The organism is Salinadaptatus halalkaliphilus (genome assembly GCF_006543045.1).
GTDB lineage: Archaea > Halobacteriota > Halobacteria > Halobacteriales > Natrialbaceae > Salinadaptatus > Salinadaptatus halalkaliphilus.
Genome location: NZ_RBZW01000016.1, coordinates 126,567 through 151,219, shown reverse-complemented (window position 1 = coordinate 151,219; position 24,653 = coordinate 126,567). Strand labels below are relative to the sequence as shown.

At 63.6% G+C, this 24,653-nt stretch carries 21 protein-coding genes; 11 read left to right on the top strand and 10 right to left on the bottom strand.

Annotated features, from left to right (window positions below):
• The first annotated feature begins 17 nt into the window (after positions 1-17).
• The 6 genes from D8Y22_RS06270 to D8Y22_RS06245 all read left to right on the top strand — a co-directional run bounded on the left by D8Y22_RS06270 (position 18) and on the right by D8Y22_RS06245 (position 5,558).
• A complete protein-coding gene (locus tag D8Y22_RS06270; RefSeq protein ID WP_141463849.1) occupies positions 18-707 on the top strand; it encodes a CRISPR-associated protein Cas4 in 690 nt (229 codons plus the stop codon).
• A gap of 101 nt (positions 708-808) precedes the next feature.
• Positions 809-1,705 (top strand): tetratricopeptide repeat protein, encoded by an 897-nt coding sequence (locus tag D8Y22_RS06265; protein ID WP_141463848.1) that lies wholly within the window; start codon positions 809-811, stop codon positions 1,703-1,705.
• A 1-nt stretch (position 1,706) separates the two neighbouring features.
• Positions 1,707-2,000: a DUF424 domain-containing protein gene (locus D8Y22_RS06260; RefSeq protein ID WP_141463847.1), complete on the top strand. Its 294-nt coding sequence runs from the start codon at positions 1,707-1,709 to the stop codon at positions 1,998-2,000.
• A gap of 165 nt (positions 2,001-2,165) precedes the next feature.
• The gene (locus D8Y22_RS06255) at positions 2,166-3,410 is read left to right on the top strand and encodes an aminotransferase class V-fold PLP-dependent enzyme (protein WP_141463846.1); all 1,245 of its coding nucleotides are present in this window, start codon (positions 2,166-2,168) and stop codon (positions 3,408-3,410) included.
• A 107-nt stretch (positions 3,411-3,517) separates the two neighbouring features.
• Entirely contained in the window at positions 3,518-4,651 is a 1,134-nt protein-coding gene (locus D8Y22_RS06250; protein ID WP_141463845.1) for a PGF-CTERM-anchored ABC transporter substrate-binding protein, read from the top strand.
• A 19-nt stretch (positions 4,652-4,670) separates the two neighbouring features.
• Positions 4,671-5,558, top strand: a complete 888-nt coding sequence (locus tag D8Y22_RS06245; RefSeq protein WP_174811784.1) for an ABC transporter substrate-binding protein — start codon at positions 4,671-4,673, stop codon at positions 5,556-5,558.
• 194 nt (positions 5,559-5,752) lie between these two features.
• Here the strand turns inward: D8Y22_RS06245 and D8Y22_RS06240 are convergent, their stop codons facing one another.
• The 5 genes from D8Y22_RS06240 to pheA form a co-directional block, all read right to left on the bottom strand.
• A complete protein-coding gene (locus D8Y22_RS06240) occupies positions 5,753-6,508 on the bottom strand; it encodes a GNAT family N-acetyltransferase (RefSeq protein WP_246084364.1) in 756 nt (251 codons plus the stop codon).
• A 186-nt stretch (positions 6,509-6,694) separates the two neighbouring features.
• The gene (gene leuS / locus D8Y22_RS06235) at positions 6,695-9,382 is read right to left on the bottom strand and encodes a leucine--tRNA ligase (protein WP_141463843.1); all 2,688 of its coding nucleotides are present in this window, start codon (positions 9,380-9,382) and stop codon (positions 6,695-6,697) included.
• Between the two features lie 108 nt (positions 9,383-9,490).
• Positions 9,491-9,910 (bottom strand): Hsp20/alpha crystallin family protein, encoded by a 420-nt coding sequence (locus D8Y22_RS06230; RefSeq protein WP_141463842.1) that lies wholly within the window; start codon positions 9,908-9,910, stop codon positions 9,491-9,493.
• 121 nt (positions 9,911-10,031) lie between these two features.
• Positions 10,032-10,493: a peroxiredoxin gene (locus D8Y22_RS06225; protein WP_141463841.1), complete on the bottom strand. Its 462-nt coding sequence runs from the start codon at positions 10,491-10,493 to the stop codon at positions 10,032-10,034.
• Positions 10,494-10,592: 99 nt separating this feature from the next.
• Positions 10,593-11,411, bottom strand: coding sequence for a prephenate dehydratase (gene pheA / locus D8Y22_RS06220; protein ID WP_141463840.1), 819 nt, complete (start codon positions 11,409-11,411; stop codon positions 10,593-10,595).
• A gap of 165 nt (positions 11,412-11,576) precedes the next feature.
• Here pheA and D8Y22_RS06215 point away from each other — a divergent pair, with 165 nt between their 5' ends.
• Positions 11,577-13,217 (top strand): methyl-accepting chemotaxis protein, encoded by a 1,641-nt coding sequence (locus D8Y22_RS06215; protein WP_141463839.1) that lies wholly within the window; start codon positions 11,577-11,579, stop codon positions 13,215-13,217.
• A 2-nt stretch (positions 13,218-13,219) separates the two neighbouring features.
• On the top strand, positions 13,220-13,960 hold the full coding sequence (locus tag D8Y22_RS06210) for a bacteriorhodopsin (RefSeq protein WP_141463838.1): 741 nt from the start codon (positions 13,220-13,222) through the stop codon (positions 13,958-13,960).
• A gap of 68 nt (positions 13,961-14,028) precedes the next feature.
• Here D8Y22_RS06210 and D8Y22_RS06205 read toward each other — a convergent pair whose 3' ends face one another.
• The 3 genes from D8Y22_RS06205 to D8Y22_RS06195 form a co-directional block, all read right to left on the bottom strand.
• Entirely contained in the window at positions 14,029-15,357 is a 1,329-nt protein-coding gene (locus D8Y22_RS06205; protein ID WP_141463837.1) for an MFS transporter, read from the bottom strand.
• A gap of 630 nt (positions 15,358-15,987) precedes the next feature.
• Complete coding sequence (gene nasA, locus D8Y22_RS06200; protein ID WP_174811783.1) at positions 15,988-18,108, bottom strand: assimilatory nitrate reductase NasA; 2,121 nt, start codon at positions 18,106-18,108, stop codon at positions 15,988-15,990.
• A 319-nt stretch (positions 18,109-18,427) separates the two neighbouring features.
• Positions 18,428-18,736, bottom strand: coding sequence for a non-histone chromosomal MC1 family protein (locus D8Y22_RS06195; protein ID WP_141463835.1), 309 nt, complete (start codon positions 18,734-18,736; stop codon positions 18,428-18,430).
• 236 nt (positions 18,737-18,972) lie between these two features.
• On the opposite strand from D8Y22_RS06195, the gene D8Y22_RS06190 reads away from it, so the two are divergent.
• The 3 genes from D8Y22_RS06190 (at position 18,973) to D8Y22_RS06180 (ending at position 21,017) form a co-directional block, all read left to right on the top strand.
• On the top strand, positions 18,973-19,170 hold the full coding sequence (locus D8Y22_RS06190; RefSeq protein WP_141463834.1) for a hypothetical protein: 198 nt from the start codon (positions 18,973-18,975) through the stop codon (positions 19,168-19,170).
• A gap of 162 nt (positions 19,171-19,332) precedes the next feature.
• The gene (locus D8Y22_RS06185; RefSeq protein ID WP_141463833.1) at positions 19,333-20,220 is read left to right on the top strand and encodes a DUF7551 domain-containing protein; all 888 of its coding nucleotides are present in this window, start codon (positions 19,333-19,335) and stop codon (positions 20,218-20,220) included.
• Positions 20,217-21,017, top strand: coding sequence for a DUF7260 family protein (locus D8Y22_RS06180; protein WP_141463832.1), 801 nt, complete (start codon positions 20,217-20,219; stop codon positions 21,015-21,017). The genes D8Y22_RS06185 and D8Y22_RS06180 overlap by 4 nt, the downstream gene beginning before the upstream one ends.
• Before the next feature lie 65 nt (positions 21,018-21,082).
• Here D8Y22_RS06180 and pheT read toward each other — a convergent pair whose 3' ends face one another.
• The gene (pheT, locus tag D8Y22_RS06175) at positions 21,083-22,801 is read right to left on the bottom strand and encodes a phenylalanine--tRNA ligase subunit beta (RefSeq protein ID WP_141463831.1); all 1,719 of its coding nucleotides are present in this window, start codon (positions 22,799-22,801) and stop codon (positions 21,083-21,085) included.
• Positions 22,801-24,327: a phenylalanine--tRNA ligase subunit alpha gene (gene pheS, locus D8Y22_RS06170; protein WP_141463830.1), complete on the bottom strand. Its 1,527-nt coding sequence runs from the start codon at positions 24,325-24,327 to the stop codon at positions 22,801-22,803. The genes pheT and pheS overlap by 1 nt, the downstream gene beginning before the upstream one ends.
• Positions 24,328-24,653 lie beyond the last annotated feature (326 nt).

The following is a 24,653-nucleotide window of genomic DNA, read 5'->3' as shown; positions in this document are numbered from 1 at the left end:
GGGCGGCCAACGGCGGCGTGACTCGCACGCACGTCTCGTTCAGCGACCTCCGGACGGCAGCGTACTGTCTACGGAAACTGTACTACCAGCGGACGAACGACGAAGATCGGGAACCGCCGCCCGAGGTCGGTCGAATTCGAGGTCTTGAGCGGCGCTACGAGCAGATGCTCGAGGCCCCTGCAGCGGCTCTCGAGGACGAACCAATCGGCATTTCCCCGGCACAATACTGCGAACGGCTGGCGGCGACCAGGGACCGACTTGCCGATAGCGGCCAGTGGGAGCGACTTCGAAATCCCCGCGATCGGGACGTCTTTCTCACCGGCCGGGACTGTCGGGGACTCGTCCAGAAGGTCCTCGACGAGCCGCTCGAGCCAGTCCTCGTCTCGCCGGGAGAACCGCCGCCACAGGGGGTCTGGGACACACAGACGGTCCACGCCGTCGCGGCCGCGAAGGCACTGGCTTGGGAACACGAAACCCCAATCGAGCGAGCCTGGCTCGAGTATCCAGCGTACGGGATCGTTCGGTCGCTCGAGTTGACTGTCCGCCGAAAAGCCAGGTACCGCCGGGTGTTACGGACGGTTCGCGAACTGGACGGACCCCCACCACGGACGACCAATCGATCGAAATGCGAGTCCTGCGAGTTTGCCGGCGAGTGTGGTGTCAAGACACGGACGCTGCGCTCCCTGCTCGGATTCGGGAGCAGTTGAGAGGCGAGCGATGAACTCGAGAGCGTTCAGGGGATGGGGGCCACGCTCGAGGCGTCGAACGGGTCGCAGCCCTTAACAGTCGTCGCCGCCACGATTCGACTATGACCGACCGAGAGGGCGACCGCGATCACGAGTTCTCCGCCGGAGAGGGGTTCGACGATCCCTACGACGAGTTCGATCTGGACCCGCCGGAACTGGACGTCGACCCCTCGAAGGTCGACCCCGTCGACTCCCGCGTCGTCTCCGACACCCTCGACGAGCACAACATCGGCAGCGACGAGGTCGACGCCACGGAGTTGCTCGACGTCGGGCTCAACTACATGCAGATCAACCGCTACGAGCAGGCCACCGAGGCCTTCGAGCGAACCGCCAACTTCGCCGAGGACGACCGCCTCGAGCAGGAGGCCTGGGTGAACAAGGGCATCGCACACGCCGAACTCGAGGAGTGGGACCGGGCGATCGGCGCTCACCAGGAAGCGATTTCGATCGACGCCTCGAACGACCACACCGCGACGGCTGAGACGAACCTCGCCTACGCCCTCTGGGAGTTCGGCGAGACCGCCCAGGCCCTCGAACACGCCGAACGCGCCGTCGAACTCGACGAGCGGTTCGCCGAGGGCTGGTTCAACCGCGCCTTCTTCCTCTCGGAACGCGGCCTCTCCGAGGAAGCGCTGCACTGTATCGACAACGCGATTCGCCTCGGCCTGCGCAACGCGAAGATCCTCGAGGAGAAAGCCCACATTCTCGAGGATTTAGGCGAGTACGACGAGGCCGAGGAGATCGCCGAGGAGGCAAACGAGATGCGCGAACGGGCCGAGCAGGATGTCATGCAAGAGCGTATGGAAGGCGGCGGTCAGGCTGTCGGTGGCGGGCAACAGGTCGGCGGTCTCGGTGGCGGCGGTCTCGACGGCGTCGATCTCGCCGAGGAGGACCTCGGCAGCCTGGGCGGTCCCGAGTCCGACCGCGGCGACGACGACCGCGAGTGGGAACTCGAGTAAGATGCAACTCAACGAGCGAGAGACGCCGGAGGGGCTGCTCGTGTCGGTCTGTGACGACGACGTCCTCGGCGAGACGTTCGAGGAAGGCGAGTTCTCCCTGACGGTCACCGAGGAGTTCTACGCCGGCGAGGCCGCGACCGACGGGGACGTCGTCGAGAGCCTCGCGCGGGCCGACGTCGCCAACATCGTCGGCACGAACGCGGTCGACCTCGCCGTCGAGGAGGGGATCATCGACGAGGAGGCCGTCCTCGAGGTCGGCGAGACGCGACACGCCCAGTTGTTGCGGATGTACTGACTGCCGTTAGATCGGTGTCGGCGTTTCGACCCCTGCAGTCGATACTGGACGTGCTGACCGCTATCCTCGAGTGGGCCCGCTCGAGGCGTCGGCGATAGCGGCAACTGGACGTGTTACCTCGCGAAACCGAAGGAGTGTTTTGTCTGGGATCCCTGCTAGTTTCCAATGAGTCAACGGAATCTCGAGCCCCTCGATGTCGCATCTATTCGCGAGGAATTTCCCATCCTCCAGCGGGAGTTCGACGGCCAGCAGGTCGTCTATCTCGACAACGCGGCGACGACCCAGACGCCGGATCCGGTCGTCGACGCGATGAGTGACTACTACCGTGAGTCGAACGCGAACATCCACCGGGGGATCCACCACCTGAGCCAGGAGGCCTCGAGGCTCTACGAGGAGGCCCACGACCGCGTCGCTGAGTTCATCGGCGCCGACGGCCGCGAGGAGGTCATCTTCACGAAGAACACGACGGAGGGCGAGAACCTGGTCGCCTACGCGTGGGGGCTGAACGAACTCGGGCCCGGCGATCGCGTCGTGCTCACCGAGATGGAACACCACGCCTCGCTGGTCACCTGGCAACAGATCGCCAAGCAGACCGGCGCCGACATCGAGTACATCCGCGTCGACGCGGACGGCCGCCTCGACATGGACCACGCTCGGGACCTGATCGACGACGACACCGCCATCGTCTCGGCGGTCCACGTCTCGAACACGCTCGGGACCGTCAACCCCGTTTCCGAGCTCACCGATCTCGCTCACGAGCACGACGCCCTCTCCTTTATCGACGGCGCACAGGCCGTTCCCAACCGCCCCGTCGACGTCGCGGCGATCGACGCCGACTTCTACGCCTTCTCGGGCCACAAGATGGCCGGTCCGACCGGTATCGGCGTCCTCTACGGCAAACAGGACCTACTCGAGGAGATGGAGCCCTACCTCTACGGCGGCGGGATGATCCGGAAGGTCACCTTCGAAGACTCGACCTGGGGCGACCTGCCCTGGAAGTTCGAGCCCGGAACGCCACAGATCGCCGAAGCCGTCGGCCTCGATGCCGCGATCGACTGGCTCGAGGAGATCGGCATGGATCGCATCGAGAGCCACGAGCAGGAACTCGCCCGCTACGCCTACGAGCAACTCGCGGCCGAAGGCGATGTCGAAATTTACGGCCCCGAACCCGGTCCCGAACGCGGCGGCCTCGTCAGCTTCAATCTCGAGGGCGTCCACGCCCACGACCTCACCTCGATCCTGAACGACCATACGATCGCCGTCCGGGCCGGCGACCACTGTACCCAGCCGCTGCACGACAAACTCGGCGTCGCGGCGTCGACTCGAGCCTCGTTCTACGTGTACAACACGCGTGAGGAGATCGACAAGCTGGTAGCAGCGCTGGACGACGCGCGGCAGTTGTTCGCCTAGACATCCTGCGAGATGTTCGGCAATCTGTCCGCAGGACGATCGACAGTGCGCTGTAACCGAGCTTGCGATAGGCACAGATATATTGGCCTGGCGGCGAGCGTTCGGTCATGCACGGCAGACGATTCGTCGTACTCGGCGTCGTGGTCCTCGTCGCGATGGGGTCGCTAGCACCCGTCGCGGCACTCGAGGACGTACCGACACAGGACCCACACCACTCGAATGCTCAGGCGACCGGTGTGGAGTGTTCGTTCCCGCTGACCGTCACCGACGACACCGGGACGGAGATCACACTCGAGGACGAACCCGACTCGGTCGTGACGCTCGCGCCGAGTGCGGCCCAGACGATGTGGGAGATCGGCGCCGCGGAGAAAGTCACAGGCGTGACCCAGCACGCGGCCAACCTCGAGGGGGCCGAAGACCGAACGAACATTTCGACGGCCGCACAGACGGTCGAGCCGGAACTCGTCGTCGCCGAAGAGCCGGATCTCGTCCTCGCGCCGAGTTCGGAGTATGTCTCCGAGGAAACCGTCAACGCACTTCGGGAGTCGGGGCTGACGGTGCATCACTTCGAGTCCGCGGAATCGATCGACGACGTCCGCGAGCGAACGCACCGCATCGGGTCGCTCGTCGGCGAGTGTGAGGGTACCGCCGAGACCGTCGCATGGATGGACGAGGAGCTCGAGCTCGTCGAATCGACGATCGAGGGCGAGGACCGGCCCGACGTGCTTTACACCTTCTTCGGGTTCACTGCTGGCGAGGGGACGTTCATCGACACAATTATCGAGACCGCCGGCGGGACGAACGTGGCCGCCGAAGCCGGCATCGAGGAGTACGCAGAGCTGAACGAGGAAACCGTCATCGAGATGGATCCCGACTGGATCGTCCTCAACACCAACTCGCCGACGGTTCCCGACAGTCCGGCGTACGACTCGACGACCGCCGTCGAGAACGATCAGGCGGTGATAATCGACGTCAATCACCTAAATCGGCCCGGCCCGCGAACCGTCCACGCGGTCAGCGAACTCGCCGAAGCACTCCACCCCGACGCCTACGCCGAGGCCACCGAGGAACCGGACGCGAGCGGCGACGAACCGGACGCGAGCGGATCCGACAGGACGGACGAGAGGCCGGCCGACGGTACAGACGCCGTCCCCGGATTCGGTCCGATCGCGACGGCGCTGGCGGTGGCACTCCTGCTGGGGGCGATCGGCGCGATCCGCCAGGATAATACCCGCTCGTGAGAACAAGTCACATATATCGATGAACGTCATCTCCACGTCGCCGTCTTCGACCGAGATTCTGTACGCCCTCGGCGTCGAGCCGGTCGCGGTCTCACACGCCTGCGATTATCCACCCGAAGCGATCGAGCTCCCCGAGATCGATGTCTCGAAGGTCGACGCACGCGCCAGCGCCGACCGTCACGACCAGGTCCAGGCGGCGACCAGCGACGGCCACCTCTATCGGATGAATCCCGAGCGAATCGACGCCGTCGATCCCGACCTGATCGTCACGCAGGGCGTCTGTGGCGTCTGTGCGGTCGACGACGTCCTCGTCGGCGAGACGCTCGCGGAGCTCGAGGCCGATCCGGATGTCCTCGCACTCCAGGCCGAGCAACTCGAGGACGTCCTCGAGTGCGTTCGCGAGGTCGGCGCGGCGACCGGTACCGAGGATCGAGCGGCGTCGCTGATCGAAGAGTTGCGCGACCGGATTGCCGCCGTCGAAACGCGTGTTCCCGAGCATCCACGACCGCGGACGGCGGTCCTCGAGTGGATGGATCCGGTTCGACCGGCGGGCTACTGGGTTCCCGACGTCGTCACCGCTGCAGGCGGCGAGTACGGACTCGGTGACGTCGGCCAGCCGTCCGAACCCCTCGAGTGGGAAGCGTTTCTCGAGTACGATCCCGAGGTGGTCGTCGTCGCACCCTGTGGATTCGACGCCGACCGAACCTGCGACCAGTTTCACGAACTCGCCGATCGGCCCGGCTGGGACGACGTGACGGCCGTTCGTGAGGATCGGGTCTTCGTGCTCGACGGCGGCGCGTACCTGACCCGATGGACGCCGCGGCTCGTCGGCGCAGTCGAACGACTCGCCACGCTCTGTCACAGCGACGTCTTCGGCGAATCGCCGACGGACGTACGACGACCCTGAGACGGAGACTTGTACCCGTGTCGTCGGGTCGAACCGGCCTACGGTCATGGTCGAACTATCCACCCATCAGGAGATGGTGCAGTATTGTTAATTGTTCTCATGACCCATATTTATAATGATTGATATCGTCAGTACTACGGACACCACACGATCGAACTGTACGATCACCGACTGTGTATGGGCTGTTTCGTCGTCTATCCGGTCGCGTTCCTGTCGCTGTTGACGCTCGTGATCACCCGCCTACTCTGGCCCGAACACGCCCTGTTTGGGCTCTCGACGACGGGATTCCACCTCGTGGCGTTCGCCCTCGCAGCGCCGATGCTCGCCGGGAACTCGTACCGGGCACTCGAGCCAGACGCACGCGAATCTGGAGCAAAGCCCTGCTCGCGGTCGGACTGGCCCACCTCGCCTTTCCGATCCTCTTTCGGCCCGGCGACCGGCTCCTGACGGCGGCGCTGTTCGTCGGACTGTTGGTCCCCTACGTAGTCCACAAGGGACTGACGGCGACCGACGACTGCGAGGGCTGTCCGCAAGCCGACGATTTCCCCAATTGTACGGGGATGACCTTCGACGGCGAGTACCGATTCGAGCCCGAACAGGATGAACCCGGCCCGGAGAGCGTCGATTAGCCGTCGACCTCGAGCGTGTACACCGCGACCGGAGTAGAACCGTGTGCCGATGTCGTTGTCGGCAAGCACCTCGAGTCGGAGCCGCTCGATCTCGTCGGGCAGTCTCTCGAGGCCGGCCTCGAGCAGCGCGGTGCCGAGCCCCTGGCCCCACGAATCGGGATCGACGTAGATGGCTTTGAGTTCTGCCTCGTCCGGATCGACGAACGCTTTCGTCGGTGTGTCTTCCCACCGAAAATCGGCGAAGCCACGAACCGAACCGTTCTCGAGAGCGACGAGCACGCCCTCGGCGTCCGCACGGAGTTCCTCGAGCCAGCGGTCCACGTCACCGTCGGAGGGATCGACGGTCCGTCGTGCAGGACATCTGCCGGGAGTATCCCGTCGGAGGCGACACGCCACGCTCGTCCGTGTGCCTGAACGATCGCTCAGACATCCTTGCGCCCGCGGAAGCCCCGTATCGTCGGCATCGCCTCGATGGTTCGACGACTCGCTACAAAACGACTGCGGCGATCAGTCCTCGATCTCGATCGCCGGCCGACCGGGTGCGGCGTTTTTCAGCACGCTCTCGTCGACCTCGTCCGCACTGCGGACCGAGACGGCGGCGTCGAACTCGCGCTCGAGCAGCCACGCCGCAGACTCGAGGGCGTCGTGTTCTGCGTCGGGCTCGAGCGTCCTCGAGAGGGCTTCGCGCTCGGCCTGCAGATCCTGGCCGTAGTCAGCGGCGGCGTCGCCCTGCTCGCGGATGTGTGACTCCTGCATGAGTTCGCCGATCAGGTTGTCGGCGTCGCTCTCGATAGCGATCTCGAGGGCGTCGTACTTCCAGTCGGGGGCGACGACAACGTCGATGGCCTGTGGGTCCTCGATGCCGGCGACGTCGACGATGTCGCGGACGTCCTCGCGGGTGTTTGCGACGAGCTGGCGGCGCTTGCGGACGTGCTCGTGATCGATCTCGGCGCTGGGCCAGGGTGCGTCGACGACGAGGCCGTCGTGACCGAGTTCGTCGTACAGCTCTTCGGCGATGTGGGGGGCGACGGGTGCGAGCAGTCGCACGACCGCCGAAAGACCTCGTTCGTAGGTGTCGGCGTGGGGCTCGGTGTACGCGGCGTATTGTCGGAGCGTCCGCGTCAGATCCTGGGTTTCCCGGAGTGCGCGATTGAACGTCAGATCGTCGTACTCCGAGCCGGCGATGGCGATCGTCGCGTCGATCTCGGCGGCGACGTAGCGGGCGATGGCGTCTTCCTCGCCGTCTGGCTCGTCCGCGCTGAAGTCCTCGACCATCTCCTTCAGCCGCGTCAGGAAGGCGTTCGTCGAGCGAACCCCTTCTTCGCTCCAGTCGAAGTCGCGCTCGGGCTGGGCGGCCTGCATCATGAACAGCCGCGCGGTGTCGGCGCCGTACTCCTCGACGATCCGCTGGGGCGAGACGACGTTGCCCTTCGATTTCGACATCTTCTCGCCCTCGAGCTGGACCATCCCCTGTGCGAGCAGGTTCGTGAAGGGCTCGCGGTGGTCGAGGCCCTCGTGGTCGGCCAACACCTTGGTGAAAAACCGCGAGTACAGCAAGTGCATCACGGCGTGTTCGATGCCGCCGACGTACTGATCGACGGGCATCCAGTCGTTCGTCTGCTCCAGGTCGAACGGGGCGTCTGCGAGGTCGGGCGAGACGTATCGCAGGAAGTACCACGAGGAGTCGACGAAGGTGTCCATCGTGTCGGTCTCGCGGGTGGCCTCGCCGCCACACTCGGGACAGGTCGTCCGCTTCCACTCCTCGGCGGCGTCCAGCGGATTGCCGGTCGTGTTGATGAACGCCGGTAACTCGACGGGCAGCTCCTCGTCGGGGACGACGACCGAGCCACAGCCGTCGTGACAGTGGACGACCGGGATCGGCGTTCCCCAGTAGCGCTGGCGGGAGATCCCCCAGTCGCGAAGCTGGTACTGAGCCGTGTGTTCGGCGCTGTCGATGTCTTCGATGAGTTGCTCGCGGGCTGTCTCGCTCTCGAGGCCGGCGTACTCGCCGGAGTTGACGAGGACGCCGTCGTCGGTGAACGCTTCCTCGCTGACGTCCGGTGCCTCCGTCTCCTCGACTTCTTCGGGTTCGGGCGCGACGACGGGAACGATCTCTTCGCCCATCTTCTGGGCGAAGGCGTGGTCGCGCTCGTCGTGGCCGGGAACGGCCATCAGCGCGCCGGTCCCGACATCCGAGAGGACGAAGTCGGCGACGTAGACCGGAATCTCCTCTCCGGTGGCGGGGTTAGTCGCGGTCAGATTCGTCTCGACGCCGTTGGGTTCGTCGCCGTCGGGGTCGGCCTCCTCCTCGATGAAGTGGCGGACCCCTTCGTCTTCCTCGGCGAGTTCTTCGCTGATCGGGTGATCCGGCGCAAGTGCGAAGAAGGTCGCGCCGTAGATGGTATCGAGGCGGGTCGTAAAGGCGGTAACTGGGCCGTGGTCCTCGATTTCGAAGTCCACTTCAGCGCCGTACTGCCGCCCGATCCAGTTGCGTTGCATCTGACGCACCGAGTTTGGCCACCCCTCCAAGTCGTCGATATCCTCGAGGAGTTCGTCTGCGTACTCGGTGATTTTGAGGAACCACTGCTCGAGTTCGCGCTGTTCGACGGGAGTGTCACAGCGCCAGCAGAGTTCGGCGGCTTCGCCGCCTCCCTGAGACCCCTCCGGGCTCTCTCCGCCCTCGACCTGTTCGTCGGCGAGGACGGTTTCGCACTCGGGACACCAGTTGACATCGGCGTCACGACGTTCGACCAGGTCTTCGTCGTGAAACCGCGAGAAAAGCCACTGGTTCCACTGGTAGTACTCGGGCGTGCAGGTGGCGATTTCGCGGTCCCAGTCGTAGCCAAAGCCCATCGACTCCATCTGGCCGCGCATCGTGTCGATGCAGTCGAACGTCCAGTCCCGCGGGTTGGTATCGCGTTCCTTGGCCGCGTTCTCGGCGGGGAGACCGAAGGCGTCCCACCCCATCGGATGGAGGACCTCGTCGCCGGTCATCCGGCGATAACGGGCGTAGGCGTCCGTGATCGTGTAGTTTCGGACGTGGCCCATGTGTAGTTTGCCCGACGGATAGGGGTACATCCCGAGGACGTAGGTCGGGTCCTCGACATCGTCGGGCGTCCGGTAGGCGTCTGCGTCGTCCCACGCCTCCTGCCAGCGTCGTTCGACCGCCGCGTGGTCGTATCCCGCGTCACTCATTTGTGTACACTTCGACGGGACGGCGTCCTATAGCTTTCCATAGAGAACTCTCGAGTCGTGGTTTCCGCGCAGTCCTCGACGGCTGGATCGACGGTCGTCCGATCGGCGTCACTCGATGTCGATCGATTTCGAGCTGTCGTCCTCGCCGATCGTCGGCAGCCGAACCGTCAACACGCCGTTGTCGTACCCCGCGGAGATCTCGTCTTCCTCGACGGGTTCGGGGAGTCGAATCTGACGACTCGCCGTCTTCCGAGTGCGCTCGCGACGCAGGTACTCGCCCTCGGTGAACTCGAGTTCGTCCTCCCGACTGGCCTCGAGACGCAGGGTCCCTTCCGAGAGCGTCAGTTCGATATCCTCGGTTTCATAGCCCGGCAAATCTGCGGTGACGACGTACTCCTCGCCGGTGTTGACCACGTCGACGGGGACCGAGCCCGGGACCTGGAGTCCGCCACCGGTCATACCCTCTTCGACCTGCCGGCTGATGCGATCGAGCATCGTCTCGAGATCGTCGAACGGATTGTTTCGCATGGACCCACGTAGGGTCCCGAGCGGGATAAATTCTGCCCGCCCGCGAAGGTCAGAACAGCGGATCGTCGCGTCGGTTGCTGTGTTGGACACCTCTCTCAGTGAGTCGGCTACTGGTCACCAGTCACTCCGGCAGCTCGACGAGTTCGTCCTCGAGAGCGTCGAAGAGGACATCACGGGCGTGGCCATCGGGGTCGACGTTCTCGTAGACGGCCTGGACCTCGCCCTCGGCGAGGACGAACGTCGTTCGTGCCGTGACGGCGCTGTTCTCGAGGCGGTTGACGTCGAACGCGTCGGCGATCTCCCCGTCGGAATCGGCGAGCAGGTCGAACTCGAGGCCTTCCTGCTCGCAAAAGTCCGCGTGGGAGTCGACGTCGTCGACCGAGACGCCGTAGACGTCGACGCCGGCGTCGCGATAGCTCTCGAGTTCGCGCTGGAACTGGTTCGCTTCGACCGTACAGCCCGGCGTGTCGTCTTTCGGGTAGAAGTAGACGACCGTCGGTTCGTCGAACGAAAGCGTCACGTCCTCGTCATCCTGGGTCGGTGCCGTCACCGTCGGCGCATCCGCACCTGACTCGAGTGGCATGTCTCCTCGTACTGGTACCGACGGGAAACGGGTTTCGGTGCGCGTGCTCCCGGTTGGGCGTCTGCACTACTCGACGCCGTGTCCGATTCGGTGTGTGCGCTACTCGACGACGTGTTCGGTGTCGTACGAGCCCAGCCGCTTCACCCAACCATTTTCGGCCAGCGATTCGACATCCTCGAGTGCGTCTTCGGTCCGCGATTCGTAGAGGCCGGCCTCGATGTCGACGTGGAAGACGTAGTCACCTAACCGTTCGCCACTGGGGCGAGATTCGACGCGGGTCAGGTTGATATCGCGTTCCGCAAAGGGCTCGAGGAGTTCGAGCAAGAGCCCGGGATAGTTCGCGTTGGGGTAGACGACCAGCGAAGTCTTGCCGCCGCCCGTCGACCGATCGTCGGTGGGGGCGATAGCGAAGAATCGGGTCGCGTTCGAGTCCTGGTCCTGAATATCTTCGGCTAAGACCTCGAGTCCGTTGTTCTGATCCGCGTTGGCCGGATGGCCGATGCCGGCGACCGAAGCGTCCTCGCGGGCGAACTCGACGCCCTGGGCCGTGCTAGCGACGGCCTCGAGCGTCGCCGAGGGATACTCACTCTCGAGATAGGTGCGACACTGGGCCAATGCCTGAGAGTGACTCGCGATCGTGTCGAAGCCGTCGCCCTGTGCGAGGAGGGCGTGTCGGATCGGCGTGACAATCTCGCGAACGACGCTGACGTTGTACTCCGAAAGCGCATCGAGACTCTCCGTCACGGAGCCCTCGATGCTGTTTTCGATCGGGATGACGCCACGGTCGTACTCGCGGCTGGCGACGGCGTCGACGATCGAGGTGACCGACTGTCGGAACGCGATCTCGTCGCCGTCGGCGATCGCACTCGCCGCTCGATGGGAGTAGGTTCCTTCGGGTCCGAGTGTGACTGCAGCCATTGGCCACTCGTTGTGTCGAGACCGTCAAAAGACCGTCGGGTTCGGACCGAAATACCACCGATCCGTGAGTAGTCGGCGATAACAATTATGAACGACTCTGCTAGTTGTATAGTAGAACCGATCTTCTCCCCCGACAGTAGAGAGGATCGTTCGCGGAGGGATACGATGGTGATCGAAACACTCGTTCCGGATCGAATTCGGCGTTCGTATAGTGTAAAAATAGCTGCCGCACTAGGGTGTGTACTCGGAGTGACGCTCCTGTTTGCGGTTCTGTTCGGTCAACACGTCACGTCTGGCCCAGCCGAAGAGACCGAACTCCGTGCAATCTCGGCACTTTCGGGGCTCGTGATCGTATTCATCATGAATCTCGGCCTCCTCGGGATCGTTCTCGGCGGTAACGTCTCGATCTCGCTGCGCCGGCTCGGCGAATCGACCGAACGGATCGGCGACGGCGAGTTCGAGGTCGACCTCGAGACCGACCGCGTCGACGAGATCGGGACGCTCTACGACTCGATCGCCGAGATGCGAGACTCCCTAGAGGAGACCCTCGAGGATCTCGAGACCGAACAGGAACGGGCCCAGCAGGCCCAGGCCCAGGCCGAACAGCGGGCCGAGGAACTCGAGGAAGAACGCGAACGGGTCCAGGCGACCCACAAGAAGGCCGAACGACAGAACGAACAACTGGTCGCGGAGGCCCAGCGCTTCTCGGACGTGATGGACGACTGTGCCGAGGGTGACCTTACCCAGCGCCTCGAGCCGGAGGTCGACGACGAGGCGATCGAGGCGATCGCGACCTCGTTCAACGAGATGCTCGACCGCATCGGCGAGACGATCACGGAAGTCAAAGAATCCGCCGACACCGTCGAGACGATGTCGGTCGAACTCGAGAACTCGAGCGAGCAGATCGGCATCGCCAGCCAGGAGGTCGCGACGTCGGTCCAGCGGATCGCGGACGGTGCGACCGGCCAATCGAACGACCTCGATACTGCGGCGGGCGAGATCAGCGAACTCTCCGCGGCGACCGAAGAGGTCGCCTCGACGACCAACGAGATCGCCGATCAGTCCGACCAGGTGACAACGATGACCGACGACGGCCGGGAGGTTGCAGGCGAGGCGGCCTCGAACATCGACGAACTGGTCGACAACACGGAAACCGTCGCCGAGACCGCCGAGGCGCTCACCCACGAAACCGAGCAGATCGAGGAGATCATCGCGCTGATCGACGACATCGCCGATCAGACGAATCTGCTCGCGCTCAACGCCTCGATCGAGGCGGCCACGGCCGGCGAGGCTGGCAGCGGCTTCGCGGTCGTCGCCGACGAGATCAAGTCACTCGCCGAGGAGACAATGGACGCCGTCGACGAGATCGAAGGCACTCTCGAGTCGATCAGAGAGCGAACCCGAACGACGGCCGACGAAATCGAGACCGTCGACGCGAACATGAAGTCGACAGCGACGCTCGTCGAGGACCTCGAGACGCAACTCGAGGCGATCACCGACGAGATGGAGCAAGTCGATAGCAGCATCCAACAGATCGCTCGGACGACCGACGATCAGGCCGACTCCGCACAGGAGCTGTCGATCATCGTCGACGACGTCGCGGAAGTGGCCGACGAGACCAGCGGCAAGGCCGAGCAGGCTGCGGCGGCGTCCGAAGAGACCAGCGCGACGATCGACTCGGTCTCCCAGACGGCGACATCGCTGGGCGAGAGCGCGACGGCGCTCCAACAGCTGATCGACGAATTCACACTCGAGGACGGCCGCGCGACGTCAGCGACACCAGTTGCGGGAAGCGGAGGTGACTGAGTGTGGTAGACGTCATACACGCACTTTCCGGGTCCGCCATCGCGTTCGGGGTCGCTACAGCCGTCTTCTTCGTCTGGGCACGATCCTTCTCGAAATCGACGCGACGATACGGCTACATCGCGACCCTCGCCGGCGGTGCGATGGCGGTCACGTACGTTCTTATCGTCGCCGTCGATATTCAGTACGGCGCCGACACCGATCTGATCCGGTTCCTTGGATATACGTTCATGTGGCTCCCGATACTCTATCTGCTCTGTGCCGTCGCGGGCGTCGGTCGGCAGCTGGCGCTTGCACTGACCGCCATCGTACTCGGTCGGGTCTGGATCACACTCGTCAGCTGGTATCTCGACGGCATCCTCTCGACGATCGCGACGCTGTTGCCGTTCGTGTTGCTCGCCGCCGGCATCTACCTGCTGTTCGGACCGTTTTCCCGGATCGCAGGCACGCGCTCTCGAGAACGAGCGTTGCTATTTGACAAACTCAAGTACCTCGTCGTCCTCGGGTGGCTCGGCCTGGTCGGCAGCGGCCTCATCTCCGCGGACGCGCTCGGACTGACCGACGAATTCGTCGGCCAGATAAGCGTCATGTACGTCGAACTCATCCTCGTAGTCGGCTTCGTTGGCATCGTTCTCCGACGTGCCGAGGCGCTCGAAGATATCGCCGAATCGGGCGGTTTCCTCGCCTCGGAGTCGGTCGAGACGCTCGAGCGGACCGACTACGCGGAATCTGAGACGGCCGACTGATCGTGGTTCGTTACCAGTGACCGCTTCCCGATCGAGCGATGACCGGTAACACGGAACACCGGTCCATATCAGTCGTCGTCGGCGACGGCGCCGCTCCCGAGGGGCTGTGCGGGGTTTTCGTCCACGAACCAGCCGTTCTCGGTCGCGTTTTCGGCGATATGCGGCTGGAAGACCCACGCGCTCAGTGCGATGATCGGAATCATCGTGACGGCGACCACCGCGTAGCCGAGGTGGAGGTTCGGCAGGAGCGTCGAGGCGAAGATGAGCGGATAGATCGATCCGCCGGACGAGCCGATCCCGCCAACGATACCGGCGACGGAGCCCGAGTTGTTCGGGAACATCGCGGGCACCTGGGCGAAAATCGCTCCCTCGGAGAACGCACAGCCCAGCCCGACGAAGAAGCCGGCGACGACAGCGATATAGATGTTGCCGGTCAGTCCGGCCGCGGTCATGCCGAACATCGACGCCATGACGAACACGAGCGTGATGAACGTCCACTGATCGCGATGGCGACCCTCGAACCACGGCAGCGGCTCGAGTTCTCTGCGCGCGAAGAGGTCGCTGATGTAGCCCCCGAACGGTCGCAACAGGCCGGCCGCGATCGAGAACGTCGCGGCGAAGGTCGCGGCGATCACGAGGTCGCCCTGGCCGAACGCTTCGCGGTAGTACGTGCCGAGCCAGCCGTTCATCGCGAGCTCGAGGCCGAAGGTCATGATGTAGGCCGCCGAGAGGACGACGGCGCCGTGTCGGGTGGCGATGTAGAACCACTGTTTGAGGGTGACGCCCTGTTTGGTCGCCTGGCGCTTTTCCTCGCTCTTGGCGGCGTCGCCGAAGACGAAGTAGAGGACGCCGAGGATGACTGCGAGCGCGCCCGTATAGAAGAACGCGGCGCGCCAGTTCGACGCGAACAGCGGGCCGACGTAGCCCTCGCCGAAGATCCGCGGGAGCGTAAAGTAGGCTCCGAGTCCGGCTCCTGCGTTACCGATGCCGGCAAAGATCCCTTCGGCAGTCCCCAGGTTCTCTTCTTCGAACCACTCGGCGACGTGTTGGATGCCGATGACGAAAGTAATTCCAGCAAGGGACGCGACGACCCTCGAGGCGGTAAAGACGCCGTAGGACGTCGCGAACGAGCTGATGATTGCGGCGATGCCGACGACGACCAGCGTAATCCCAGCCGTGACTGGCGCACCGTATTTGTCCGTGTAGGGACCCACGACGATACGGCCGAGCGGAACGGCGATGACCGCCAGACTTGCGACAATCCCAATTTCGGCGACCGAGAGCCCGAACTCGTCGGCGATTCCCTCCGTGAACGGCGCGAAGGAAAACCAGATGGTGAACCCCAGATTGAACATCGCCGTCGCGAGCAACAAATTCTTGTATTTTGTGGAAAGCATCGAGAATCACCCGCGCAGGGTTGGTTCGTCCAGCAACTCGTACCCACGACTGGTCTCACCGCCACACCACGGCCGTTCGACCAACACTACGCCACGGAACGTGGCCGAACGATCACCGCCAGTCAGACGGGACCCCATTTGTCCACAATTATCCTCTCTCGAGTCCACTTCTTGTTCCATAGTACATCAGTCGTAGACGATCGTCCATACAATAAACCCTGCCGTTGTCGAATGGCCATAATTTCGCTTGAGAGATTATCGTTCCCAAACCGATCGGTAGTTCGGTAGTATATTTCTCCCCTCTGGTGGAGAAATAAATAATCGTTTGCAGAATTTCGACTCGGGTTGAAATGATCAAACGGGTATAGATCACGCACCCTTTCCGATCCGAAACCGCATGCACACACCGCAACAAACGGTTCTGTGCCGAACCGTACAGCGACCGATGCCGACTCGAGGCAGCTGTCAGCTGTCGCGCGGTCGGTTGTGATCGTCAATCAAATCACGGTTCGAGACGACAGATGTTCACCGACAATCGCATCGAGAGGAACTCCGCCAGTACCGTTCCAAGGCTACACTGCAGGGTCGAATCCGTCGGTGTGAGTCGAACCCGCAGTGCAGACGTGACCATTAGTCCCGTGAACGCACGTCCGCGGTCCCCTGGTGTGAGAGTCCGGCATAGTTCAACGGCGGCGTTTGTTCGGGCGCGACGACCGCGACGGCACACTGTTTGTAGTTGGGCTCGTTCGACTCGGGGTCGACCGCTGGCAGCGTCAGTTCGTTCACGTCGGGGTGATGAATGTCCATCCAGACGACGCCCGGTGGAGCCCGATCATCGGGCTGTACTTCGACGGTGATCGACGCTCGACGGGATTGAATTACCGTCCGTCCCCGATCCAGTGCGTCGATGTACTCGACGATCTCTTCGGGATGCAACCGGGCGACTGGCAGTCCGTCGCCACCGGTTTCCCGCATCCGAACGCCCGTGTTGTACGTATCCGCGCGGCGACCGGTAGTCAGCGTGAGTGGATACGCCTCGGTTGGCGGCTCCGCGAGCCCGCTGTAATTTCCTCTCGAGAACCGTGCTCGCCCATCGGCCGTCGGAAACGACCACGACGACTCGTCCGCGACATAGTACCGATAGCCACCCTGGCTCGTCGGATCGCTCGTTGGCCACCTGACCGCGAGTTCGCGCTCGAGGCGATCGTAGGTAATACCGGAAAGATCGGCTGGGGTGCCCGCGGTTAACTCGCGGAGTTCGTCGAAGATCCCTTCGGGGTCGATCGGTGGCTCGGAAAACAACTCCGGTTCGATTCGGTTGCCGATCTCGGCGATGATATCTATATCCTGTCGAATGTCCGCTGGTGGAACTGTCGCGGGAGTCACTCTCGAGACGGTGCGTTCCATGTTGGTCGTCGTCCCGTTCGTTTCGCCCCAGGTCGCTGCGGGTAAGACGACGTCTGCACGCGCGACGGTCTCGGTCCAGAAGGCATCCTGTGCGACCAGAAAAACGTCGTCGACGGCACGCCTGACCGTCCCTGCGTCGGGCATGCCGGCGACCGGATTCGTCGCGACGGTCCAACAAACATCGACGTCGCCGAGGAGGACGTTGTCGACGATGCCGACGGGACCCGGACCGGGGTCCTCGGGGAGTCGCCCGAGTGGAACGTCCCACGTCGTCGCAACGGTCTTTCGATGGCCGGGGTCGCCAAACGCCCGGTGGCCCGGCCAGGTCCCTTTCGAGGCACAGACGCGCGCTCCCATCGAGTTCGCCTGCCCGGTCAGCGAGAACGGGCCACTTCCGGGTCGAAGGTTGCCGGTCGCCAGACAGAGGTCGATCAACGCGCGGGCGGTCGTCGTCCCCTGCACGCTCTGATTGACCCCCATCCCCCAATACAACAAGGTCGGTTCGGCCAACGCGTCCGCGATTCGGTCGACCGTCTCGAGCGAGATGCCGGCCGTCGCCGCGGCGTCCGTCGCCGCCGGCAGCGATCCGACGAGCTCCGCAAAACCCGTCGTCGACTGCTCGACGAACGCGTGGTCGACCATCCCTCGGTCGACGACGCGTGCCAGCACCGCACGTGCCAGCGCAAGGTCGGTGCCGGGCTCGATGGCGACGTGACAGTCGGCGTCGCCGGCTGTTTCGCTCTCGACTGGATCGACGACGAGCAACTCACAGCCCGCCTCCGTGGCGCTGTCGAGGATCCAGCGATACAAAACGGGGTGGGCGACGGCTGGGTTCGCCCCCCAGACGAGATGCGTCGTCGTCTCGGGGACATCGTCGTAGGTCGGCGGCGGCGCGTCGCTACCAAACGCCTGGTAGTATGCCGTTACGGCACTCGCCATACACAGCGTCGTGTTGGCATCGTAGTGTCGAGTGCCGATCGCTCCGCGAGCGACTTTGCCGAGCGCGTACGCTGCTTCGTTGGTCTGCTGGCCGCTCCCGAGGACGGCGACCCGGTCGGGGTCGTCAGCCAGCGCTTCGATACACTCCGAGGCGACGATTCCCAGTGCCGTGTTCCAGTCGGTCGGCTCGAGGGAGTCGCCGCGACGAACCAGCGGTTGGCTCAACCACTCGCCCTCCGGGTCGACGGACTCGCGAATCCCGCGCCGACACGCGAGTCCGCGATTGACCGGATGCTCGACGTGACCGCGGACGTCTGCAACACCGAGTCCCTCGTCGGCACCCCGTTGCAGGTGTCCACAGCCGACGGCACATCGCATACAGGTCGTCGACTGCCACCCGATCATACAGCCATCCTATCGATCGTCGATGGACGATCCATTCGCTCGATGTACACCGGTTTTGGTTTCGTCATCCGTCGTCTGTCTACCATATCTACACACTCACCAAAAGCATTGACTCAAACCGCAAAATTACTGCCTAGCCTTCCAAAATACAGCTAACGAATCCGTACCAGTGTCCATGTCATATTATTTCGGACACACGTCAATATCGACCGAGACGCGACGGGACGGACGACAAGCGCAGTCGCAGTACCTCAAAAACACGTCCGCACTCGCGCTGCTCCTGCTGTACCCTCGTCGAAAACGGCCGGCTATCGCCACGTTACTCGTCGATGTGATCGATCCCTTGCTTCGAGACGTTTGCCTCGGTAATCTCGTTTGGCATCCAGTCGGGCTTGTCGTCCGGTGCCGTCTCCTCCCAGGCCCAGCCGTCGTAGATGTGGACTTTGTCCGTTCCTTTTTCCCGTAACTTGAGCTCGACACGTTCTGCCGCGTCCTCGCTCGAGCCCGGCTCGAGCCGCCGGGCTGCTTTGAGCGCCGCCTGTCGCGGGGTGTTCCCCGAGAAGACGCTCGTCTCTTCCCCGTCGGACTCACGCAATGCAAAGTTTCGTTTCCCGTCTTCACGTACCATGGTTTTCGCTCCATGTCAACCGAACACACGGCCCGACATAAAGATATCCCCCAAAAACCGACTGACAGCGTCGGTATCTTTAAGTGCAAAGGGGACGCTACAATTCCGCAATATCTGCCGTCGTAATATCGATCAGCGCGAGATGCGACGACGACCGATCGCCACGGCAATCGTCTGCTGTGTCGGAGTAAACACTTAAGTATATCCTACGGCGAAGTTCGGAACAGAATCCCGCGATGGTACGGAAAAAGAAGTTGAGTCCAAGCGGTGCGAAAGACGACGACGGCAACTATCACAACGTCCATTTGAATCTCCACGAGGACGAACTCGCGGTCGCGGGCATGGACATCGGCGACGAGGTTTTCGTCCGGGTTCGGGACGGCAAGATCATCATCCAAAAAGCCGACGAAGAGGACGTCGAACACGAATTCTAACGAGATTTTGCGCTGCGGTCGCTTCCGCTCGCACTGTGAGCACGAGCGATATCCCTCGGTGAAATCACCACACGTCTTCGCGCTACGGCGTGTCGCCGGCACTGGCCACTATTTAGGCCTGCCTAAATTATATATAGCTGCTATTCTTTAGGTTAGCCTAAAATGGTTGGAACGACACTCGGCGACATTCGTCAGTACATCGAGTCGCTCTCGAGCGAGTCCGGACGATACCGGCTCGTCTGTGCGCGCACGGGCGACCGGCCGGTTCCGGCGTCGGGGCTGGAATTCGAGAGTCGCGGAGCCGCACGAGCGGCCGCACAGGCGACCGAACAGTATCGGGCTACGCTTCGTCAGTACGATCCGCAGGTCCCGTACTACGAGATCGTCGTCTCGCAGTGTCCGTCCGGACCAACGCCGACCGACGACGATGGGTCATCGACAGCAGCGACACCGCTCCAGACGACATCCGTCGTCGAATTCTGTCACACCGTCGCCGGTGTCGTGTTCGAAACGATCGCCGACTCCGCCCACGACGACCTCGAGGATGCGATCATGGCGACGTACTTCGACGCGGCCGAGCGCATCGAAGCGACCGACGAACTCTGTCTCTGTCTCCTCGAGAGTATGGCCAGTGAACTCGAGGCGCGTCTCGACCCGGACGAGCAAGCGGATCTCCTATTGGCGTCGACACAACGATTGCCGTCCGATCGGTTGCTTTCGGATCCGCTCGAGTCGACGCTCGCCCATCTCCAATCAGTGGCACTGCTCGAGGCGTATACGCTCCACTCGCGACCGACAGATGCAAACGCCGAGGCGCGATCGTGGACCGTCACCCTCACCGACTACGCGCTCGAGGGGCCCGACGATCGAGTCGTCACGTTGCCGCTCGTGCTCGAACTGTTTCGACAGTCTCCGACTCGAGCACTCGACATCGGAGCGACCGAACACCACTCGAGTGGTTCCGAATCGGTGTGGGAGCTAACCGTCACGACCGAGCCGACCGATCGTCCATCCGGACTGGTCACCGTTGCACCTGCTTCCCACCGATGACCGTCGAAACCCACGTCCACGGCGCACTCTCGCGAGTCGAGACCGAACGCGAGAGCGTAGCGAACAAATTAGACGCGGTCGATCGGTTCGCGAAACGAGTCGACGACCTCGATCCGGTGAGCAACGCCGAATCGATCGCACCGCAGCCGACGAACGGCGGCGCACTCGCCGTCTCGACGACCGTTCGATCTCCCGTGACTGCCGGCGATCAATGTGAGGACGTTCGAGACGTATTCGCCGAAACCGTTCGACCCCACAGCGTCGACGACGTCGACGAAGCCGAACCGCTCCAAGAAACGATCGCAGCCGAACTCGGCACCGAACTTGCCGTCGCGCTCGCGCCGACGACCGATCATCAGTGTACCCCCGATCTGCAAGCGAGTATCCTCTCGGCAGTCCAGCAGAATCGCAGCAAACTTGAGACGATGTCTCACGCACTCAAGGCCGAACGCGACTCGCTTCGAGCCGCACTCGATGCACTCGAACCTATCATCGCCTGGCTCGTCGACGCGAACGAGCGATCACTGCTGGAACTGAACTTCGAGGAGTTACAGGACCGCCACGAAACGCTCTCGATCCACCGAGAAACCTGCCGCAGGTGCTGTCAGGACCGGCAGGCGGTGCTGCAGGATACGACGACGTACAACGGGACCGGGATGGCCCACCACCAACTCGTCAGTTACCTCTATGGAGATCCCCCGACCACGTATCCGGTGCTCTCGACAGCACTTCGACTCGAGGCGTGCTGTCGAGACTGCCAGCGAGCCGTCCGTGACCACCTCACGCGGCGAGTCTGACCCGATTTCGGCAGGTGGGGGCTCGACCGTATGTTCACTGTCGGCCACTCGCTTCGCTCGCGGAGCTACTGCAGCGCCGCGAGGTCGAACTCGAAGCCCGCCACGGGCACCTCGAGGTCGTGTTCGACGAGTACCCGTGGGTGCAGTTCGCCGATGACGCCGACGTCCTCGCCGTCGATGACGACGCTGGCGGTTCGACCCGAAATGTAGGTCGGGTGGTCTGTCGGCGGCGTCTCGAGATCGACATCGAAGCGCCGACAGAGTGCCTGCAGGCGGGCTTTGGCGTCCTCGTAGCCGGCTTCGTGGCTCGCGAGGACGGCCCCGACGCGCCGTCGTTCGGCGATACCGGTGTTCTCGCCGTCGTCGACCGCCGCAGTGAAGCCGATTTCGGCGAGGTCCTGGGGATAGGCGCGGTGAGTGTTTCGCTCGAGGACCATCAACAGCGACGGCGTAACCCACGTCCGTAACATCGTGAAGTCCTCGCTGTAGGGGCCCTTGATCGTCGCCGGCTTGCCCGCACCGTAGACGGCGGCGTCGGGCGAGACATCGACGCGCTCGTAGTTCGCTTCCTCGCTGATCATGTGGAAGTTCAGCAGGTCCTCGAAGCCGAGACCGACGAGTTGTTCACGCACCGAGCGCTCGAGCCGGGAGCGTTCGTGGCGACCGCCAACGGTTCCGACGTCGGGGTACTTCGGCTCTAAGTCGTTGAAGCCGTAGGCCCGGCCGAGGTCGTCGATCACATCCAGCGGGTGGAGCACGTCGACGCGGTAGGGTGGGATCGTCACCTCGTAGACGAGGTCTCCATCCTTGTTTTCCGACCGTTCGGCATCCAGACCCGACCGTTCGGCCAGATCGATCACTTCCTCGGGATCGAGCCCGATGCCGAGGATCGTCTCAATACGGTCGTGGGCGACGGTCTTGGTCTTCGTCGAGAGGTCCGGTCGGTGCAGTTCGTGATCGGCGTACTCGACGACGACATCCTCGATCGTCGCGCCGCGAGCGGCCAGCGCGTAGCAGACGATGGTCAGCATCTTGTCGATCGTCCACTGGTCGGTGCCGGTCATCTCGACGAAGAGGTCCCGCGAGTCCGTCGAGACTTCGGTCCGGCGGCCGTTGATCACCGGCGGGAACGAGAACAGCCCGAGATCGTCGTAGATCGCGGGATAGCGCTCGTACTCGCTGACGAGGTCGGCGTAGGTCCGACCGGTCTGGTGCTCCTCGAGCACCTCGGCGGGCGTCAGCTCGGCGTCGGAATCGAGGGGGACGAACCGATCCTCGTCGGGTTCGACGCCGACGTACTCGATCGTGGGATTGCTTTCGGTGTCGGTCACCGCCGCCCCTTTGAGCATCGTCAGATCGTGGATCCCGATCGCACCCTTCGCGCGTTTGCGCCCCATCGTCGCGTGGAGCTTCTCCTGGAGCTGGATGAGCGACTCGAGCCCCTCCTCGTCGAGATTCACGTCGCGGATCACCGCCCCGGTGACGTACGGTCGCTCCTCGGGTACCGAGTCGTCGACCCGGATGGTCCACTCCGGCGAGTTCGTGCCGGGGACGTGAACGCCGCGAGCGTCGCCGTACTGGTAGCGCAGCGAGCGGGCCACACCCTCGACCGAGAGCCGGTCGAGCCGGTCGGGAGCGAACTCGAGTTCGAACGCGCCCGCCTCGGTGCGGCCCTCGAACTCGAGGCCGAGCCCGAAGAGGTCGTCTTTGAGTTCGTCGTCGTCCTTCTCCTCGTGACCGCTCAGGTCCCGCAGTTCGTCGGGGTCGATCTCGACCGTGGGCATCAGTAGGTCACCTCCGTGTTGCGCAGCAGTTCCAGATCACAGAGCGTCCCGTGGATGTCACGAATGTCCTCGAAGCCGTACATCAGCATCAGCAGGCGCTCGAGAGCCAGCCCCCAGGCCATGACATCACAGTCGACGCCAAGCGGTTCGAGCATCTCCTCGCGGAAGATGCCGGAGTTACCGATTTCGACCAGTTCACCCGTCGTCGGATGGGTGCCGAACAGCTCGAAGCTCGGCTCCGTATAGGGGTTGTAGTGGGGTTTGAACTCGATGTCGGTGATGCCGAACTGGGCGTAGAACTCCTCGAAGGTACCCATCAGATCGCGCACCGAGAGATCCTCGGCCATCACCCAGCCCTCGATCTGGAAGAACTCGAGCAGGTGTGTCGGATCGAGCGTGTCGTTTCGATAGACTTTCTCGACGCTGAAGTACCGCGCCGGCGGCTCGATCTCGCCGATCTGCTCGCCCGAGAGATAGCGCGTCGACAGCGAAGTAGTGTGTCCACGCAACGCAAGCGCCCGAGCGAAGTCCGCATCCCACGGCGAGTGATAGCCTTCGCCGTCCGGGCCGACGCCCTCGCGGTGAGCGCGTTCGACATCCGCGATGAGATCCGCGGGGAGCTCGTCGATATGGGTCGGTTCCGCTAAGGCGAACCGGTCCCAGTGGGTCCGCGCGGGGTGGTCCTGGGGCATGAACAGGCAGTCATTGATCCAAAAGTCCGCGTCGACGTGGGGACCTTCCATCTCCTGAAAGCCCATGCCGACGAGGACGTCTTTGACGCGCTCGGCGGTCTGGCGCAGGATGTGGACGTTGCCGCCCTCGAACCGCTCGGCGTCGGCTTCGACGTTGTACTCGGCGAACTCCACGTCATCCCACTCGCCGCTCGTGAGCAGTTCGGGCGTTACCTGTCCGACCGTCTCGGCGGTCTCGAGGCCGGCCATCAGTTCCGTGACGCCCCGCTCTGTCAGTGTGACTTCGCGAAGGATCGACTCCGACCGCTCGAGTAGCCCGCGGCTCTCGAGGCCCTCGACGGTCTCGTCGCCAACCTCGACCGCGTCGGGTGCCGTCTCGCCGGTGTCGGCGAGGATCTCGAGAGCGTTCGCTTCCGGATCCGCGTCGGGGTCGGCGTCGGGGTCGGCCGTGATCTCGCCGCTGTCGATCGCGCCGTACCCTTTCCGGGCGTAGTTCGAGAGCGCGATGTCGACCTGTGGGCCCTCGAGTCCCGACCGGCCGATGACCTGGCCCATCTGGACCGGTTCGTCTCCCGCGCCGGCCTCGAGAGCGGCCTCGTAGAGTCGGAGTTCGGGGAGCGCCTCGTCGGCGTAGGCCCGTCCCTCGTCGGTCAGGTCGATCGTTTCGTCGGTGCGCTCGCTGACGGCGACCAGGCCCTCGTCTTCGAGTTCGAATACCGCGCCGGTGACGGTCTCGGGGGGCAGCTCGGTCGCCGCGGCGAGGGCGTCGACGGCCGTCGCCTCGTCCGCGTTCACAGCCTCTAAGACTGCGACCTGTGATGCTGGCAGTTGCATTCGCTTGGTTACATGGCTGGGTGGCGGTCAGTTAGCGGTTCCGACTCGGCGCGACTCTCCAGGGCAGGGGACAACGGGTGATCCCCACAGGACTCGAGTCGCGTACCGACGTGGACGGTTTCGCCGGCGTCGACCGATGTGGCCCGACGCGGCTCCACCGTCCGCCCTCAGCCGGCAAAAACGAAGTCGAATCCCGGCCGCTCGCACTGCGTTCGTCCGTCGACACCATCGCAGTCGTGGGATTCGGATGTCATTGCTCGAGGATACGCGAGCCGATGCAAAAATATTGTGGTGTGTCTTCGAGACACATTCACCCAGCCGTTGGT

Bases quoted from the DNA above. Each gene is read 5' to 3' on its own strand.
- leuS (WP_141463843.1), bottom strand. From the start codon at position 9,382: ATGAGTGACGCGGGATACGACCACGCGGCGGTCGAACGACGCTGGCAG.
- D8Y22_RS06230 (WP_141463842.1), bottom strand. From the start codon at position 9,910: ATGCGAAACAATCCGTTCGACGATCTCGAGACGATGCTCGATCGCATC.
- D8Y22_RS06250 (WP_141463845.1), top strand. From the start codon at position 3,518: ATGCACGGCAGACGATTCGTCGTACTCGGCGTCGTGGTCCTCGTCGCG.
- D8Y22_RS06245 (WP_174811784.1), top strand. From the start codon at position 4,671: ATGAACGTCATCTCCACGTCGCCGTCTTCGACCGAGATTCTGTACGCC.
- D8Y22_RS06225 (WP_141463841.1), bottom strand. From the start codon at position 10,493: ATGCCACTCGAGTCAGGTGCGGATGCGCCGACGGTGACGGCACCGACC.
- D8Y22_RS06265 (WP_141463848.1), top strand. From the start codon at position 809: ATGACCGACCGAGAGGGCGACCGCGATCACGAGTTCTCCGCCGGAGAG.
- D8Y22_RS06180 (WP_141463832.1), top strand. From the start codon at position 20,217: ATGACCGTCGAAACCCACGTCCACGGCGCACTCTCGCGAGTCGAGACC.
- pheT (WP_141463831.1), bottom strand. From the start codon at position 22,801: ATGCCCACGGTCGAGATCGACCCCGACGAACTGCGGGACCTGAGCGGT.
- D8Y22_RS06215 (WP_141463839.1), top strand. From the start codon at position 11,577: ATGGTGATCGAAACACTCGTTCCGGATCGAATTCGGCGTTCGTATAGT.
- D8Y22_RS06205 (WP_141463837.1), bottom strand. From the start codon at position 15,357: ATGCTTTCCACAAAATACAAGAATTTGTTGCTCGCGACGGCGATGTTC.
- nasA (WP_174811783.1), bottom strand. From the start codon at position 18,108: ATGATCGGGTGGCAGTCGACGACCTGTATGCGATGTGCCGTCGGCTGT.
- pheS (WP_141463830.1), bottom strand. From the start codon at position 24,327: ATGCAACTGCCAGCATCACAGGTCGCAGTCTTAGAGGCTGTGAACGCG.
- pheA (WP_141463840.1), bottom strand. From the start codon at position 11,411: ATGGCTGCAGTCACACTCGGACCCGAAGGAACCTACTCCCATCGAGCG.
- D8Y22_RS06255 (WP_141463846.1), top strand. From the start codon at position 2,166: ATGAGTCAACGGAATCTCGAGCCCCTCGATGTCGCATCTATTCGCGAG.
- D8Y22_RS06195 (WP_141463835.1), bottom strand. From the start codon at position 18,736: ATGGTACGTGAAGACGGGAAACGAAACTTTGCATTGCGTGAGTCCGAC.
- D8Y22_RS06190 (WP_141463834.1), top strand. From the start codon at position 18,973: ATGGTACGGAAAAAGAAGTTGAGTCCAAGCGGTGCGAAAGACGACGAC.
- D8Y22_RS06185 (WP_141463833.1), top strand. From the start codon at position 19,333: ATGGTTGGAACGACACTCGGCGACATTCGTCAGTACATCGAGTCGCTC.
- D8Y22_RS06260 (WP_141463847.1), top strand. From the start codon at position 1,707: ATGCAACTCAACGAGCGAGAGACGCCGGAGGGGCTGCTCGTGTCGGTC.